General features: G+C 67.3%; 18 protein-coding genes and 1 pseudogene. 9 read left to right on the top strand and 10 right to left on the bottom strand.

All coding sequences use genetic code 11. The annotated features are described in order from the left end of the window. The 4 genes from JHN63_RS39085 to JHN63_RS39070 all read left to right on the top strand — a co-directional run. The coding region (locus JHN63_RS39085; RefSeq protein WP_200689860.1) for an SDR family oxidoreductase at nucleotides 1-672 on the top strand (672 nt) is incomplete at its 5' end. Between the two features lie 112 nt (nucleotides 673-784). Then, nucleotides 785-1,729 carry an alpha/beta fold hydrolase gene (locus JHN63_RS39080; protein WP_200689859.1) on the top strand — a complete coding sequence of 315 codons (945 nt, stop codon included), beginning with the start codon at nucleotides 785-787 and terminating at the stop codon, nucleotides 1,727-1,729. Nucleotides 1,730-1,773: 44 nt separating this feature from the next. Further along, entirely contained in the window at nucleotides 1,774-2,193 is a 420-nt protein-coding gene (locus JHN63_RS39075) for an ester cyclase (RefSeq protein ID WP_200689858.1), read from the top strand. Nucleotides 2,194-2,926: 733 nt separating this feature from the next. Then, nucleotides 2,927-3,325 carry a nuclear transport factor 2 family protein gene (locus tag JHN63_RS39070; protein WP_200689857.1) on the top strand — a complete coding sequence of 133 codons (399 nt, stop codon included), beginning with the start codon at nucleotides 2,927-2,929 and terminating at the stop codon, nucleotides 3,323-3,325. A gap of 373 nt (nucleotides 3,326-3,698) precedes the next feature. Here the strand turns inward: JHN63_RS39070 and JHN63_RS39065 are convergent, their stop codons facing one another. From JHN63_RS39065 to JHN63_RS39040, 6 genes are all read right to left on the bottom strand, one after another. Then, on the bottom strand, nucleotides 3,699-4,001 hold the full coding sequence (locus JHN63_RS39065) for a hypothetical protein (protein ID WP_200689856.1): 303 nt from the start codon (nucleotides 3,999-4,001) through the stop codon (nucleotides 3,699-3,701). A 96-nt stretch (nucleotides 4,002-4,097) separates the two neighbouring features. After that, a complete protein-coding gene (locus tag JHN63_RS39060; protein ID WP_200689855.1) occupies nucleotides 4,098-4,478 on the bottom strand; it encodes a nuclear transport factor 2 family protein in 381 nt (126 codons plus the stop codon). Between the two features lie 35 nt (nucleotides 4,479-4,513). Further along, a complete protein-coding gene (locus tag JHN63_RS39055; RefSeq protein ID WP_200689854.1) occupies nucleotides 4,514-4,924 on the bottom strand; it encodes a nuclear transport factor 2 family protein in 411 nt (136 codons plus the stop codon). Between the two features lie 2 nt (nucleotides 4,925-4,926). After that, complete coding sequence (locus JHN63_RS39050; RefSeq protein WP_200689853.1) at nucleotides 4,927-5,736, bottom strand: MBL fold metallo-hydrolase; 810 nt, start codon at nucleotides 5,734-5,736, stop codon at nucleotides 4,927-4,929. Nucleotides 5,737-5,780: 44 nt separating this feature from the next. Further along, the gene (locus JHN63_RS39045) at nucleotides 5,781-6,389 is read right to left on the bottom strand and encodes a DsbA family protein (RefSeq protein WP_200689852.1); all 609 of its coding nucleotides are present in this window, start codon (nucleotides 6,387-6,389) and stop codon (nucleotides 5,781-5,783) included. 152 nt (nucleotides 6,390-6,541) lie between these two features. Next, nucleotides 6,542-7,036 (bottom strand): MarR family winged helix-turn-helix transcriptional regulator, encoded by a 495-nt coding sequence (locus tag JHN63_RS39040; RefSeq protein WP_200689851.1) that lies wholly within the window; start codon nucleotides 7,034-7,036, stop codon nucleotides 6,542-6,544. Between the two features lie 320 nt (nucleotides 7,037-7,356). Between JHN63_RS39040 and JHN63_RS54865 the strand changes: the two are divergent. The 5 genes and pseudogenes from JHN63_RS54865 to JHN63_RS53295 all read left to right on the top strand — a co-directional run. After that, nucleotides 7,357-7,760, top strand: a pseudogene (locus tag JHN63_RS54865) (transposase); the annotation flags it as partial. Between the two features lie 19 nt (nucleotides 7,761-7,779). Beyond that, nucleotides 7,780-8,766: a transposase gene (locus tag JHN63_RS54860; protein WP_374222986.1), complete on the top strand. Its 987-nt coding sequence runs from the start codon at nucleotides 7,780-7,782 to the stop codon at nucleotides 8,764-8,766. Next, complete coding sequence (locus tag JHN63_RS53305) at nucleotides 8,673-9,026, top strand: hypothetical protein (protein WP_307782089.1); 354 nt, start codon at nucleotides 8,673-8,675, stop codon at nucleotides 9,024-9,026. Before JHN63_RS54860 ends, JHN63_RS53305 begins: the two co-directional genes overlap by 94 nt. Continuing rightward, nucleotides 9,004-9,417, top strand: a complete 414-nt coding sequence (locus JHN63_RS53300; RefSeq protein ID WP_234478358.1) for a hypothetical protein — start codon at nucleotides 9,004-9,006, stop codon at nucleotides 9,415-9,417. The genes JHN63_RS53305 and JHN63_RS53300 overlap by 23 nt, the downstream gene beginning before the upstream one ends. Further along, on the top strand, nucleotides 9,414-9,677 hold the full coding sequence (locus tag JHN63_RS53295; protein WP_234478357.1) for a hypothetical protein: 264 nt from the start codon (nucleotides 9,414-9,416) through the stop codon (nucleotides 9,675-9,677). Before JHN63_RS53300 ends, JHN63_RS53295 begins: the two co-directional genes overlap by 4 nt. 225 nt (nucleotides 9,678-9,902) lie before the next feature. Here the strand turns inward: JHN63_RS53295 and JHN63_RS39025 are convergent, their stop codons facing one another. The 4 genes from JHN63_RS39025 to JHN63_RS39010 form a co-directional block, all read right to left on the bottom strand. Next, entirely contained in the window at nucleotides 9,903-10,382 is a 480-nt protein-coding gene (locus JHN63_RS39025) for a nuclear transport factor 2 family protein (RefSeq protein ID WP_200689850.1), read from the bottom strand. A 217-nt stretch (nucleotides 10,383-10,599) separates the two neighbouring features. Continuing rightward, nucleotides 10,600-12,201, bottom strand: a complete 1,602-nt coding sequence (locus tag JHN63_RS39020; protein ID WP_200689849.1) for an ABC transporter substrate-binding protein — start codon at nucleotides 12,199-12,201, stop codon at nucleotides 10,600-10,602. Between the two features lie 28 nt (nucleotides 12,202-12,229). Then, nucleotides 12,230-14,086 (bottom strand): hypothetical protein, encoded by a 1,857-nt coding sequence (locus JHN63_RS39015; protein ID WP_200689848.1) that lies wholly within the window; start codon nucleotides 14,084-14,086, stop codon nucleotides 12,230-12,232. 154 nt (nucleotides 14,087-14,240) lie between these two features. Further along, a complete protein-coding gene (locus JHN63_RS39010) occupies nucleotides 14,241-15,302 on the bottom strand; it encodes a hypothetical protein (RefSeq protein WP_200689847.1) in 1,062 nt (353 codons plus the stop codon). Between the last annotated feature and the right edge of the window lie 429 nt (nucleotides 15,303-15,731).

The following is a 15,731-nucleotide window of genomic DNA, read 5'->3' as shown; positions in this document are numbered from 1 at the left end:
GGTGCCGCGATCGTGCGCCGTCTGGCCGCCGACGGCGCCCAGGTCGCCTTCACCTACGCCAGCGCCAAGGACCAGGCCGACGCCGTGGCCGAGGCAACAGGCGCCCTGGCGGTGCAGGCGGACAACGCGGACCACGAAGCCGTTCGGGCCGCGGTCAGCCGTACCACGGAGCGTTTCGGCGGACTGGACATCCTCGTCAACAACGCCGGCGTCTCTCACGCCGCACCGATCGAGGACTTCCCGCTGGAGGAGTTCGACCGGCTCATCGCGGTCAACGTCCGGGGCGTGTTCAGCGCCGTCCAGGCCGCCGCTCCCCACCTCGGCCAGGGCGGTCGCATCATCACCATCGGCAGCGTCATCGTCGACCGCGTCCCCTTCCCCGGCGCAACCGTCTACGCCCTGACCAAGGCCGCCGTCGCCGGTCTCACCCGCGGACTGGCCCGCGAACTCGGTCCGCGCGGCATCACCGTCAACAACGTGCAGCCCGGTCCCACCACAACGGACATGACCCCTGGCTCCGGCCCGTACGCGGAATCCCTGAAGCAGCTCATGCCGCTCGACCAATTCGCCGAGCCCGCCGACATCGCCAGCGCCGTCGCCTATCTCGCCGGCCCCGAAGCCCACTTCATCACCGGCACCAACTGGAACGTCGACGGCGGCATCGCTGTCTGACCGCCCACACCGGCGACTGCAATCCACCTGAACATCCCGGCGCAGGCCACCGGCTTCCAGCCGCGCCGCCGCGCGCGACGGCACCCATCACCACAAAGGACGTACCACCACCATGAACGTTTCCACCACAGCTTCCACGACCGCCCTTGCCGTCGGGTCGGAGGATCCGCTCAGCCCCGGCTACGACACGGCGACCAAGGACGACGCCGAGTTCAACGATCTCTTCCGGCACGGCTTCGCCAGCGTCGACGACGTGCAGATGCACTACGTCATCGGCGGCGACGGGCCGCAGGTCATGGTGCTGCTGCACGGCTGGCCGCAGAGCTGGTACGAATACCGCCAGATCATGCCCTCGCTGCTGCCCGGCCGCACCGTCATCGCCATCGACCTTCCGGGCCTGGGCGACTCGACCGGAAACCCGCCCTCCAGGGTCAAGACGGTTCTGGCCACCTTCGTCCACAAGCTGCTCGTCCACCTCGGCCACCGCGAGAACGTGCACGTTGTCGCGCACGACTTCGGCGTCAGCGTCGCCTACCCGCTGGCCGCCCAGTACCGCGAGCAGGTGTCGGGGCTGTTCCTCATGGACTACGGCCTGACCGGCAAGAACCTGAAGTTCGCCGCCATCGAGTCGATGTTCTGGCACTTCTCCTTCAACAAGCAGCGTCCCCTCGCGGAGGAACTGGTCACCGGACGGGTCGAGACCTTCCTCACCCACTTTTTCCAGGGGATGAAGACCGCCGGCGAGAACATCTCCGCCGACGAAATGGCCGAGTTCGTCAGGCTGTACTCCCGCCCCCAGGTCCTGCACGCCGGTTTCGAGCTCTACCGGACCGAGACCCAGGACGAGGCCGACAACACCAAGCTGCAAGAGAACCCGCTGGCCATCCCGGTCCGCATGATCACCCAGGCCGGCCTCGCAGAGATGGTCCTGGCGCCCCTCCAGGACGCCGCCCCCGACGCCACCTCCGCCGAAGTCCCCGGCGCCGGACACTTCCTCCTCCACGAAGCACCCGACCGCGTCCTGGCCGAGATCAACGCCTTCTACCCCACCCCCTGACCACCTGCGAGAGCCGGCACACCGAAGTGAGAGGAAAACCCCCGATGAACAGCCAACCCACCTCCGCCCGCGATGTCCCCACCCGCGTATTCGCCGCGTTCGACGCGGGCGATATCGCTGCACTGGACACCCTGGTCTCGCCCGACCTCATCGACCACAACCTGCCCCCAGCGGCTCCTTCGGCGATCGAGGGAATGAAGGCAATGGTCGCTGCCATGCGCGACGGGTTCACCAACCCCCACCACAAGATCGTCTACCAGGCCGAGACGGACGACGGCTGGGTCGTCTCCCAGTGGGTGATCACGGCGACCCACACCGGCCCGTGGTTCGGACTGCCCGCAACGGGCCGTGACGTGACCTGCTCCGGCATCGATCTGGCGCGGGTGGTCGATGGCCGGATCGTCGAGATCCGGCACGTCGAGGAACTGCTGCAACTACAGATGCAGATGCAGCTCACCGACTGAGGCAGCAGCAAAGACGCGTTGGCGCGGCGTTGTCGGGGGACTGGGTCTTCGCCCCAGGCAGGTACACGCGAACGAGCCCACCTGCGCGGTCGCCACAAGCCGGGACCGCCCGATAGCAGGCCTCGGGACAGGGTGGGTCGCTGCCCACGGCGCAGCGACGCCCGAAGAGCGCCCTCGACTGGCCGCCCTGTCTCGCACCCTCAGCGATCGGGCGGCCCCGGCTCTCCGCCCTGGAGGAGACCCACTTCAGGGTTGGGACGTATCCCTGTACCTCGCTCGCCGGGTTCAGGTGTACGCCGACAGGCGTGAGCCGACCAGACAAGGATCCCCGGCGAAGAGTCCAAGTTGATCGCCTCATAGACCCTTTGCCGGGGGTTCTCATGGCTCACGCCGTTGCCCCGTCGGGTACTGAAGGCTGTCTGACGACATGCCGGAGGCGCCCGCTCGTTGACATGGTGCAGAGAAGGATGAAGGCGCGGTCCCGCACACCATCACCGGCAAGAGGTCCGAGTCCCGGTCAAGCGCGTCCTGCAGGGAACCGAGATCGAGCAGGTGGCAGACCGCGGCTCGACCGACAATCCATCCGCACTCCAGCGCATGCGCCGAATACCGCACCGAACGCCCCGCACAGACCGTGTGGCCAAGGCCCGGCGCTGAGCCCCAGCCAGAACGAGCTGGACCCCGGTCCAGGACGCATTGCCGCACCGCGCGGCCACGAGAACCGAGGAAAGAGATGTCGGACAAAGCACCGGACCCCACGGACTTCAGCGTGGTGAACACCTTGCTGGCCGCGATCGAGCAGGGCGACATGGACGAGGTGCGCCGCTGCTTCGCGCCCGGTGCGCTCACCTGGCACAACTTCGACGAGATCGAACAGGACGTCGATGCCATGGCGGCGATGCTCGGTCACCTCTGCACCCTCTCGACGAGCCGGAACTACGAGGACCGACGCATCACGACAGTCCGCTCGCAGGCCTTCCTGCAGTACACGCTGACCGCGGTGCTCCACTCCGAAGGCCGGTTCCGAATGCCGGCGATGATGCGGCTGGAGATCGACTCAGACGGGCTCGTGGCACGGATCGAGGAGTACTTCGACTCACGTGTTCTCGACAGCCTCGCCGAGGTCTCTTAACGGCCTCCGCGTTCAGCGAAAACCTCAGCGTCTTTACCGGGGGCCAGGAACTCGCCCGCCTCTCCACCGTCACGCCGACAGGGCGGCCCCATCCGGCGCGACACATGTGGTGAGCGCCGTCGGCAGATGCGTCCCGGCGCCCAGCCAGGCCCCGAGCGCTGACGGCCAGCGCCAGCACCAACACCACGCGTACGAAGACACCGCTGACCGCGTCGGCCGCGGCCGTTTCAGTTTGGGGATGATGCGCCGCCGGTCCGACTGCCTGGTGTAGACGCCGATCGGTACCGGACCCACGACTATTCGCTCACCGCCCAGCGCGGTGTCCTCCCACCATGCCGGTCGTCCCTTGTCCGAGTCACTTCGGCGGGCAACTTCAGCAGCGTATGAAGTGTTGGCTCTTCTCGCGGACGACCACGTGATCGGCAGTGAGACGGATGATCAGGCTGGAAGGCTGCGCGTAGAGATAATTCAGCAGGCCGACGGCACGGTCGCGTGTGTCGAGATGGTCGTCGCAGAGGAGCCGGTAAGCGATCTCTCTTCGCTCGTCCTCGTCAAGAGCTTGGGTCGGAGAGCTCTTGAGAAGTAATTCAGGGCGAATAGGAACAGCGCCGAACGTCTCCGTAGGGGCGCGCCCCGCCCGCTGCTGATCGACAAGTACGGCCGTGCGCCGCGACATGTGCTGCGGCGCACGGCCGGTGGTTCAGAGGCCGATGGCGGGCCGTACGACTTTTGGTGTTGCCTGCTGGTCCGGCGCGGATTGTCGGTGTGGAACTCAGAACATGGTGTTGTCGTTGGCGCTCTTGTCGGGCACTTCCTGGATCACGTCCCAGTGCTCGACGATCTTCCCGTCGGCCAGGCGCCAGAAGTCGGCGACGGCCATGCCACGGTCGCCGGGTTTAAGGTGCAGGTTGCTGTGGGTGACGACCAAGTCCCCTTCGGCGACGGCCCGCTTGATGTCCAGGCGCAGGTCGGGGAACTGTCCGCGCAGCCAGTGGACGTAGCCGACGAACGCCTGAGGACTGTCCTGGGCCTCCGGGTTGTGCTGGGTGTAGCTCTCGCCGAGATGCGCGGCGGCGGCCTGCTCCGGCTGGTAGTCGTTGAACGCCTGCTCATAGAAAGCGATGACGAGCGCCTTGTTGTCGGCAGCGGACATACGCCTCTCCTCTCTTCGGGTGCTGGACGGTGTGTCTAGGCGGTCATGGCGTCGCGGACGAGCGCCGTGTCCACGAACTGCTCGAAGCGCACGATGAGTCCACTCCGTACGACGAAGTGGTGCGCGACACGCACGTCGATCGACTTGCCCGTGGCCTTGTTGACGGCGGTGTAGCGGGCCAGGACGACGACGTTCTCGCCGTCGACGACGTAGGTGTCGTCGTGGGCGGCCCAGCCGTCCCAGGCCTGGCCGAGCTTCTCCATCACGCTGGAGGTGACCCCGGTGGGGGTGCGGTAGGTGCCGGCGAGAGGGAAGCCGGCCATCTCCGTCCACTCCACGTCGGGGGCGAGGGTGGCGCGAAGGGCTTCGAGGTCACCGGCGGCGGAGGCCAGGTACTGGCGGCGAACGACGTCGGCGGGGGCGGTGGAGGTAGCGAACTCGCCCATGGTCAGCCCCACTTCATCTCACCCTTGGCGACCTTCGCACCAATCTGGGCGGCGATCAGCATCCCGTTGTCCGGGTAGCGCTTGACCAGTGCCTCGGTCAGCGCGGCACCGTCGGCGGCCTTGCCAAGCTCCTCCTCGAAAGCGAGGAGATACTCGCGAGTGGCGGAAATGGCGGACGCATCCGCCGCCGTACCGGGCAGACGGTGACCCGGCACGACGAGCCGCGGGTCGAGCGCGGCCATCTCGTCCAGCAGGTCGATCCACGCGGCACGGTCACCCGGAGTGGGGGTGTCGGCGACCCAGACGTGCTCCTGCTGGAAGAGCAGGACGCCACCGAGGAGAGCACGGTGCTCGGCCTGCCACAGGTAGTGCCGGTCGGGCAGCGCGGCCGACCCGCCCTTGAGCTCGAAGCGGTGGCCCTCCAGGGTCAGGGCACCGCCGGTCAGCGGGGTGAGGTCGACCAGACGTGTGGGGAGGTTCGGGCCGAGAGCCTCCCACGCCTTGAGCTTGCCCTCGTAGGAGTGCTGGATGTGCTCGATGACGAGCGGGGTGGCGACGAACGTCGCGTCCGGGAAGGCGTCGGCGATCACCTCGGCGCCGAAGTAGAAGTCCGGGTCGGCGTGGCTGACGAAGACGGTGGTCAGCTTCTTGCCGGAGTCGAGGATCTCGGCGGCGAGGCGGTGGCCGTCGGCGCGGGTGAAGGCGGCGTCGACCAGCAGCGCCTCCTGCTCGCCGGTGACGAGGGTGGCGGTCTTGTTCTTGCTGCCGGCCGGGAAGTCGAGGTCCAGGACCTTGAAGGAGAGGCTGCTCATGCGGGGCTCCTTTACGCAGGGGATGGAGTGGGGGCAGGGGAAGATCAGAGGGTGGAGAAGCGTGCGTCGACCTCGTCGGCGGTGGCTTGGCCGTAGGCCAGCACGATGACGGAGTCGCCGTCGACGGCCAGCAGAGTGGGGAACCCGGTAACGCCGAGCTGGACCGCGCGGCTGAAGTCCGCGTAGACCGCGGTCTGTGCCTCGGGTGCTTCGAAGGCGGCAACGACGGCATCCGCGTCGAGCCCAGCGGCCTGGGCGACAGTCCGGTAGGTGACCGCCTCGGACAGGCTGCGTCCGTCGACGTAGAAGGCGGCCTGCAGGGCCGCGGCCAACTCCGCCGCGCGATCGGGAGCGGCCTGGCGCAGGGCGGCGACACCGCGGGCGGCGGCCTCGGAGTCCATCACGAAGGAGCCGTCTGCGATCAACTCCTCGTAGGCCTCGCCGAATTCGACGCCGGTCAGCTCGGCGATCTTGGCGTTCGCGCCCTGGACGTAGCCGAACTCGCGGATCGGCACCCGGCGCGACCCGGTGAACAGGCCGCCGGAGACGACCTCGACCGGCAGTTCGGGATGGCGGGAGGCGACCTCGCTCAGCGTTCCGGAGAATCCGTGCGACCAACCGCAGTAGGCGTCGAAGACGTAGACGAGCTTCATCGAAAACCTCGACAGAGACGGGCACTCGCCGACTGCGAGCGATTCACCTGATCAAACAGTAGCTGACTTGTCAGATATTTCTCGCCTCGTGTGAAGTGGGACACGCGAGCGCGGCCAATGCCATTAGACCTGCGCTGCCACCGGTCCGCAGCTCAGGGAAGTCGAGGCAGCACGTCCCGGGCCGTGTGGCTGAGGATCCGGAGATCCTCCGCAAACCGCTCGCGGTCCGCCGCGGGGAGAGGCTCCACGAAGTACCGCTTGATGTTCTCCAGGTGCACCCCGGCAGCACGCACGGCCGTCTCCTCGCCGAGAAGAGTCAGCCGCACCAGCCTCCCGCGCCGGTCGTCGGGGGACTCCACACGCGTCACGAAGCCCGCTGCCTCCATACGATCCACCAGCCGCGTGGCGCCGCCGGTGGTGAGGACCTGCTCCTGGGCGATGACGCGCATGGAAAGCCCCGGCTCACCCGCCCGCCCAAGGATCAGCAACACCTCGAAGACCAGATGGCTGATGCCACACTCCACCTCCAGCGCCCGGCCGAGGATGTACTCCAGCCGGTTCGCCGCCCCCTGCAGTCGCCCGAAGGCCAGAATGAGTTCATGGCCGGCGGCCTCATTCGCCGTCCTGATCCCGGCTTCCTCGCCCACGGTCACACTGCCCCTCTCGTCGCCCTGACACCACCGTACCGATCAGTAGGGGACGGCCGAGGCAGCCGAGTCGGCTGGATCGATCGAACGGCACGCCCATTACCTTCCTTGTAGAGCCCCGTTCGGGTCCGTGGCCTCCAGGTCCGGTAGGACTCTTTGCCCCTGCTGTTGATGATCCGGGGAGGTGCTGTCGCCGGTCCTGGTGGCATCGGCTGATCGCTGATGAAAGCGTGTCCGCCGTCAGACGGGCTGCGTACTGTGACTGCCGACGGGCGGTGCCCTGGCAAGGCCAACCGGTATGAGCTCCGGGGGGAAGCCCGGTGACCAGCGACTTCACGTCGATCGCAGTGTTCTGCGCTCTGGACGTGGGCAAGTCGGAGCACCACGGCACAACTCTGCTGGCGGACGGCCGCAAGACCTTCGACAAGCCGCTGGCCAACAACGAACCGCAGCTGCGGGACCTGTTCGCCCGTCTGCAACGCAAGGGCGGGGTGCTGGTCGTGGTCGATCAGCCGGCCTCGATCGCCGCGCTGCCGGTGGCGGTTGCCCGCGCCAGCGGCTGCGAGGTGGCCTATCTGGCGGCCTGTCGATGCGACGGCTGGATGTTCTCCACCCGGGCTCCGACAAGACCGACGCCCGAGATGCCTTCGACATCGCCGATGCCGCCCGCACTACGCCCCACCTGCTGAGAAACAAAACACCGGACGAGAGTGTCCGGGCCGAACTGGCCATGGTGCTGGGCCATGACCACGACCTGGCCGGTGACGCCACCCGCATCTCCAACCCGGATGCGCGGACTGCTCACCTCGATCCACCCGGCCCTCGAACGGGTCCTGGGCCCCCGCCTGCGTCACCCGGTGGTACTGGCCCTGCTGCAGACCTTCGTCTCCCCGGCCGCACTGGCCCAGGCCGGAGGCGAGGAAATCACCCGCACTCTCCTCGAAGCGGCTCCCCGGATGCGGACCGCGCAGAAGATGACCGAGCAGGTCATGGCCGCTCTCGCCGAGCAGACCGTGACCGTCCCCGGCACCGCGGCGGCCGGCGACATCATCCCCGGTCTGGCCGAGGACTTCGCGGCCATCCTGCACCGGCGCGATGTCCTCGAAGACCGCATCGCCTCCCTCCTTGAGGCCCACCCTCTCGCCGATGTCCTGACGTCCATGCCGGGAGTCGCCGTCAGGACCGCAGCCCGCATCCTGGCCGCCATGGGCGACGGCAGTGCGTCCCCTCCCCACCGCCCGCCTTGCCTCCTACGCGGGCCTGGCTCCCCGACGCACCGCTCGGGCACCTCCGTCCGAGGCGAAGGACCACGCCGCGGCGGCAACAAACCCCTCGAACGGGCCCTGTTCCAGGCCTCGTTCGCCTCGCTGAGCAGCCCCGACTCCCGCGCCCACTACGACAAGAAACGCGGCGAAGGCAAACGCCACAACGCTGCCCTGATCTGTCTCACCCGCCGCAAGGTCGCCGTCCTGCACTCCATGCTCAAACACCACGTCATCTACGAGCCGACACACGAACAAGCCGCCTTGATGGCGATATTTGAAAATCCCCAACCCGCGCTCAGGGGTGGGGCAAACCTGCGTGGGCAACGCGTTCGGCCTCTTCGGAGGGCTGAGTGCTCACGTGGGAGGAAGACGTGGATGCGCATGCGCTGCGCCGGCAGGGTTGGACGATCTCGGCGATCGCCCGGCATCTGGGCCGTGACCGCAAGACGATCCGCGCCTACCTGAACGGCGAGCGTGTCCCACAACAGCGTCGGCAGGCCCCGGACGCGTTCGTGCCGTTCCTGGGCTATTGCCGTCAACGCCTGGCCGATGACCCGCACTTGTGGGCCTCGACCCTGTTCGACGAGATCGTCCAGCTCGGGTACGCAGGCGCCTACTCGACCTTCACGCGGGCGCTTCGCCGCTACGAGGTCCGGCCGCACTGCGAGCCCTGCCACGCCTCGCAGGGACGGGGACCGGGCGGTGATCGAGCACCCGCCGGGTGAGGAGATCCAGTTCGACTGGATCGAGCTCCCTGATCCACCCGCCGCCTGGGGTGTCGGGACGAACGCGCACCTGTTGGTCGGGGCATTCGCACATTCGGGCCGCTGGCGGGCGGTCCTGGCAGAGTCGGAGGACTTCCCGCACCTGGTCCAGGCCCTCGACGCCGTGCTGCGCAAGTTCGGCGGCACCGCGAGGAAGTGGCGGTTCGACCGGATGGCGACTGTCTGCTACCCCTCCAGCGGCCAGGTCACCCCGGCGTTCGCCGGGGTCCCGAAGTTCTACGGCGTCCAGGTGGCGATCTGCCCGCCGCGGCGGGCAATCGCAAGGGGGTCGTGGAGAAGGCCAACCACTCGGCGGCGCAACGGTGGTGGCACACAGTCCCGGACGCATTGACGGTCGAGCAGGCCCAGTCGGGCGTCGACAAGCTCGCCGTCCGGATGGACGAGCGCCGCCGCAGCGTCGACGGCGTCAAGGTGACCGTCGCCGAACTCGCCGACGCCGAGCCGATGCTTGTCCTGCCCGCGCTGCCGTTCCCCGCCGAGTTGGAGGTCGTCCGCACGGTCAGCCCGCAGGCCCTGGTCTCCTTCGAGGCCGCCCGTCCGACGATGCCGCACCACCGCACCGACGTCGTCCCGCTGCGGCGGACCCCATGACCAACCTCCTCACGCTCGCCCAGATCTACGAATTGGCCACCCGCGGCCAGAGCGACGGCACCCGCACCTTCGTCGTCTCGACCTCCGTGGACCAGCCCGACAGAGTCTGCTGAGCCAGCCACCTGGTCTCCGAGGTCGACCACGTGCTTCGCGCTCGCTTCGGCTGACCCCCACCGATCACCAGGCCCGGCGACCTGACGGCCGCCGGGCCGCGAAGCGGCATCGTCAGGCGGGTGATGCACCCGCGACGGGGAGCCGTTCCGTTCCGCCGCCGAAGGGGAGAAAGACAGTGCGGCTGGCGAGCAACCAGGCACCGTCGATCTTCCGGAAGATGTCCTCGTAGTGGCCGACATTCGCCGGGAGCCTGGGCTCGATCATTCCACCTGAGTAGCCATCGACCCGATATGTCGTCAGATACGAGACCGCACGCGCAGTCGTCTCGGACTCCACCGTGACCAGGATGTTCGTCATCAGACGGCGCGACAGCCTGTCCTCCGGGCGAGAGGCGAAATAGGTGCGCAGAGCCTCGCGCCCCTCGATGCGCCGGTCCCCGAAAGGCCAGTGCCAGACACCATCGGGCGTGAACAACTCAGCCACCGAACTCGGTTCGCCGAGGTCAAGGCGGTGGATGAAGTCCACAATAATGCGCTCGCAGGCGCGTTCCGCGAGCATCCGCTCGACCGAGAGCATGACCTTGTCGTCCATGCCCCTGTCTACCAGCCCCAACGGGTCCCAGGGCAAAGGCTTTTCCGCACCAGCACCGGCAGGGCGCGCACTTCGCTTCCCACACTCCCCACTCGCTTCACCAGCGGACGAACCGAGGCAAAGATCGGCCGTGGGGATTTTCACGGAGCTTCATCAGCCTGACCAAGAACGCAGACCTTGACCGCCCGTCCCGGGCTACGAAGCCCCTGCGGTCTGCTCACGACACAGGCGTGGTGTAGACGGGTGTGGTGTACGCCCTCCCTGGAATCTGGGTTACGGGGATGGGCCTTCCGTGCGGCAGGCCCTTGCCGTGTTCGAAGTCGTCGAAACCGAAGGTGCCGCTGGCCCCTACCGCACACAGACTGCACGAGTTGTATCCGCCTACCCGATACATGCGCATGTTGACCAGGTTGCGGTACACGGATGCGGACGTCGGCGGATGCTTGTCGGTCGCGCCGTACTCGGCCGCCCGGACCACGAATCGGATCGCGTCGTGTTCGAGAATTGCGTAGCCGTCGTTGAGGGACCCGACCGGATAGTGCAGGGTCTTGACGTAGACGGACCGGAAGTCATCGAACCCCTGCGGCACGCTACGGCCGTGAAGCCAGTCGTTGACGGCGGCCGTGGACGCACCGAGGAGGGTGAGTTTCGCGCGGCGTAGGTCGGCGAGAAAGCCGGGCTCGCTGTAGGCGACATCCAGCCCCGTGGTGACCGTGACGATGGTGATGGGGAGCTTCTTCCCGCACGCCGACCTGCCGTTGAGCGCGGTGACCAGCGTATGAAGATCCCGGAAGCGGCCTGCGAAGAAGATGGTCCGGGGCTGCGCGGTGCAGATGTCGGCGCTGACGGAGGCAAACTGCCCGGGAGGCTCGATGCCGGGCCCGCTGCTTCCTTCGTAGGATGCGCCCCTGGCCAACTGGTACTCGGGGAAAGAGGCACGCAGCCCGGCGGCCAGGCCCTGGACGTAGTTGTCGTCCTTCCGCGCGTCGTAGACCAGGAAGGCGTCGTGGTCCAGGGGGTGCTCGGACAGGTACTGGTGGAGGGCCTTGATCTGCTGATCGGTACCGGGTGACATCTTGAACAGATAAGGTTGCGCGATGTCGGTGGCGGTGACCACGGAAGCGACCACGGGAATGGCCCGCTTCGACAACTCCTTGGCCGCGTCGGCGGTGTGCGTGTTGCTGATCCCGAGTCCGGTGACGGCGACCAGCGGATGAGGTGCCTTGGTCATCCTGGCGAATTGCGGGACGAGGCTCTTCCACCTGTCCTGATTGAGCCCCTGGTTGGCGACGAGCAGCTGAACGAGATGGCGAGTTCCGTGTTTGGGCTGGTCAACGTGGTTGGTCCGGTACTGGGCAGCGTAGGCACCTTGTAGCGTGTCGACTATCTGATCGGTCGTCATCGCACTGGAGTTGCCGCTGGTCAGAGGCATCATGAGAGCAATGCGCACGTACTGTGCGGGGGTGTTGCCGTGTTCCGGTCGATCTGCGAGTCGCCGTACTTGCCGATTCTCCTGGGCGATCTTGCCGACAAGGTCCTTCACCTCCGGCGAGAAGGGGTACGGGGTTTCGTTGACGATCCCGATGCACTCCTTGGCTGACCCGGTCCTGACCAACCCCGGAGCACACAGTTCGGGCCCTTTGGGGACCGCTCGATCGGACGATCCGTCGAAGAAGACCGCCTTGATCGAACAACCGCCGGCGAAGGCCAGCAGAAGAGCCAGGGCGCAGGCCACCAAGAGGTCCTGGCGTCTGCGTTCCTGTACGCGGTTGCGGACCTTACGGCGGAATTGACTGGCGATGGTGTTGCGGGAAGGCACAGGGCTCCAAGTTGAGTGTGTTGGTTGATCAGGGCGACAACAGGTCGAAGCCCAGAGGTCTGACGGTGCACAGGGCTTCTGGCCACCGCTTGGCGGCATGTCGCAGCAGCGGAAGATCCTGGGGGTGCACCTGCGCGAGGCGTTCGAGGTCGGCGGCCACGCCATCGATCAGTTCCGTGTCCGGCGGCCCTGCCTCAAGGTCGAGCGCCCGCCACAGCGCGTGCAGCAGTCGGCCGACGGTCCGTGCGAGGTCGTCGCCGCCCGTGCTGCTGTCGCACTCGCCGCCGGCGACGGCCTGGCGGATGTCCTCGACCGACGGCGGGTGCGGGGCGCAGGCCACCTGCCGCAGCTCGCGCAGCCATTGCGCGACCGTCCCGGCTCGAAAGCGATCGGTCAACTGCCGCACGACATCGGTGGTCTCCCCCAGGGCGAGGGAGTGATGCAACTCCGCGGGTACGGAGGCGTCATCACCGCGGGTCCGGTAATGGTCGCGCAGGAACGTGTGGATCCCAGCCCAGTTCCAGTGCCTGGACTCCTCGTCGGCGCAACGCCGGCGGAGTTCATGGATGAGCAGCGTGTGCAGGAACGGATCGGCGAACAGGCCGGTGGCTCCGAGCGGCCGGCTCGACTCTCCGAGGCGATGCACCTCAAGGGCATCCGCGTACCGATCCCCTCCGATGCCTTTGTACCTCCACTCGGCCAGAGCGCGTGCTGCGGGCTCGTCACGGGCTGCCGACAGCAGGGTCAGCAGTTCACCCGTGCCACGGCCCGGTACGAGGCGGGCGAGCAACTGCTCGGCGGACGAAAGCCCGTCGGAAACGGACAGGCTCAGGAGCCGATGAGCCACGGGCTGTTCGTCGCTGCGGGCCACTGCTTCGCACAGGACGCGGACCCCGTACGGATTGCCTTGGGTCACCCGATGGATCGCCTGTGGGATCGCCGCCAGATTCCCGCCGGGAACATGGACACGCCGGGACTCGCCGAGCACGGCCACCACATCGGCGTACGACAGCGGCGGTACGGGCTCGACGCGCACGGACTGTCGCCCACGACCGTGCAGGGATCGCAGGTCTCCGTGACGCGCGGTGGCGAGAATCACCAACGGGTCCGGGAGAGCTTCCCGGCGCTCCTCACGCACGGAGAAGACCAGGTCGAGGAGGTCTTCGCCGAGTGCGGTGTCGGCATTGTCGAGAAGTACCAACGGCCCTGGTCCCCGGATCTTCTCGTAATGGTCGGCAAGGTCGTCGAAGAAGGCGGCGAGCAGGGTGCTTTCGGCGCGGCGTCTCGTCTCCGCCTCGTGGTACTGCTTGACGAGATCGGCGAGCGCCAGGTAGCCGTCATCCAGGCTGAAACGACGGCTGTACCAGTCCAGTGCGGACGGCCGGCGCGTCCTGGGGAGCTGCAAGAAGCGGCTGGGCGCCGCCTTGCCGAGAAGGGCTCGAACGAGCACGCGAGCGACATCCTCCGGCCATTCGACGTCGGTCAGCTCCGGCTCATGTCCCGGCAGCCAGTCCCGAGGGCCACGGCGGCTGAACGCGGACATCAACGATGCCGCGCGTTGTTCCAACAGCCGCCAGTCGGGGTCATCTGTCGGCGCCGGCATCCGTACGCTCAAGGCGGCGACGAGCCCGGGAACCAAGCGGGGGAAGCGCAACCGCCTGAAGCTGACATTCGCCGACGCCAGTCCCACCATGAGGTGGTACAAGGCGTCGACGACGCACTCCCCCTGGGACGCCGCCCGTCCAAGCACCGGCGCGTGCCCCGCGTCGAGGTGCTGCGAGGGCGCCAGGTCGATCAGGGCGACCGGGACCGTTGACAGGTAGGCGTCCTTCACGGTCTCCAAAATGTGGGTCTTTCCTCCGCCATGCGGGGCGGTGAACAACACGACCGGAGTGTCGCCCGGCGGGTACCTTCGGGCGACCCGTCCACCCTGCGGGGTCACCCCGGCCAGCGGCGGAACCAGCTCGTGCACCAGTCTTTCGGGTGAGTGCGGCAATGGTGATCCTCGGGAGGCTCGTGGGTCGACGGCAGTCGCGCGTTCAGTGGCGCGGAAGGAACTGGCCGACGTTGTCGAGCCCTTGCTGCGTCAGCGCCAGCAGCAGCCGAGCGCCCACAGAATCCGGCGCCGTCCGCAGTGCCCGCCCGAGTGACCCGACGACGCGGCGCCAGCGTGCGGGGTCCGGTTCGTCCGCTCTCTGCAGAACCGTGAGCTCATCGGCTGCACGTCGCAGCTCCGTCAGGTTGTCGGCGGTGAGACCCAGTCCCGGGCCGAGCTCACGCAAGAGATCGGGAAGGTCCCGAGCCGGGGCGAAGTTCGAGATCTGGTTGTGCTGAACGGGACTGTCGCCGATCTGCGGCTGATGGACCGGTTGAAGGAACGTGTTGTTGTAGACGGACGCCGCCTTGGCGGGAGCCGCCTCGCGGGCGCGCCGCAGGTCACGAAGGTGGTCGGCGACACTCTGGCCGTGCTGGAGACATGCCAGGCCGTCGTCGGTGAGCTCGACCATCGATCCCCCGGCTCCATGGAAGTCGGCACCCGTGCAGGTCACCAGGCCATGTCGGGCCAGATACCCGAGAGCACCTCCGACTTCATGTGGGGACAGCTGACGGCCATGGAAGTAGGAGTGGGCCTCCCTGCGGAAGGCCGCGATGTTTCCGGGCTGTCCCTGAGCCGGGCACCAGCGCAGCACGGCATCCTGGGTATACCGAGCGACAGCAGCGGTATTGGCCAGTTCCTCCCACATCCGCGACGCCGCCTCGGCACCGCACGCCAGCAGAACCGCCGCCGTCTCACCATCCTGATCCTCGAACGCACGCAACCAGCCCCGCTCTTCGCAGTGGGCAACGATCGGGGCGATGTCAAGATCGAGCAGGCGATGCTCGCGCCTGAACTCCTCCAGCGGCACCGGCCTGTCCTGTCGGCCAGTGGTCACCTCGGCCAACCACTGCAGGAGTCGCGGGGCATGAATGTGGACGGCGCGAAACACGCGGTCGGGATGCTGCACAGAACCCTCGGTGAGTCGGTGGGCGGGTCGTTTGTGAGCCGCCACGCTGAGACACCAGTACAGATCACGGAAGTACCAATACAAGGCGGTTGTCACCTAATGCATTGAATTCCAATTTTTCGTACCGCCTGGGATCGGCCGCCTGGCTGATCTGCGCGCCTATCTGTTCACGAGCTGCACACGGCACAAAGCGATCCGATGATCGACCTCGAGCGTTCCGCTTTCGGGCCGCCCGCTCTTTTCTCTGCGGGGACTGGGCATCCGCATCGCCGGCTCTGCCGATGGCTGGTCCAACAGCACTTGGGCGGCCGCCTCCAGGTCTCCCCGTGTGTCAACGGTCGTTGAGATGCCCAGGTGGGACGTCGGTGGGTGTCCAGGGTGGTAGCCGTCGATGGAAATGGATCACCGTAGCTGACGGGATTCAACAGCACGTCTGGGCGATGGCGGTAGTCACGGCCGTCGCGAGGGTGATGACCGCAGCGAACGTGACAGCCGCCTGTTTGAGAGGGCGGTATGTGACGTGAT

This window comes from Streptomyces sp. MBT65, assembly GCF_016612545.1.
Lineage (GTDB): Bacteria > Actinomycetota > Actinomycetes > Streptomycetales > Streptomycetaceae > Streptomyces.
Note: the sequence above shows the minus strand (reverse complement) of the source record. Positions and strands in the feature narration are given on the sequence as shown.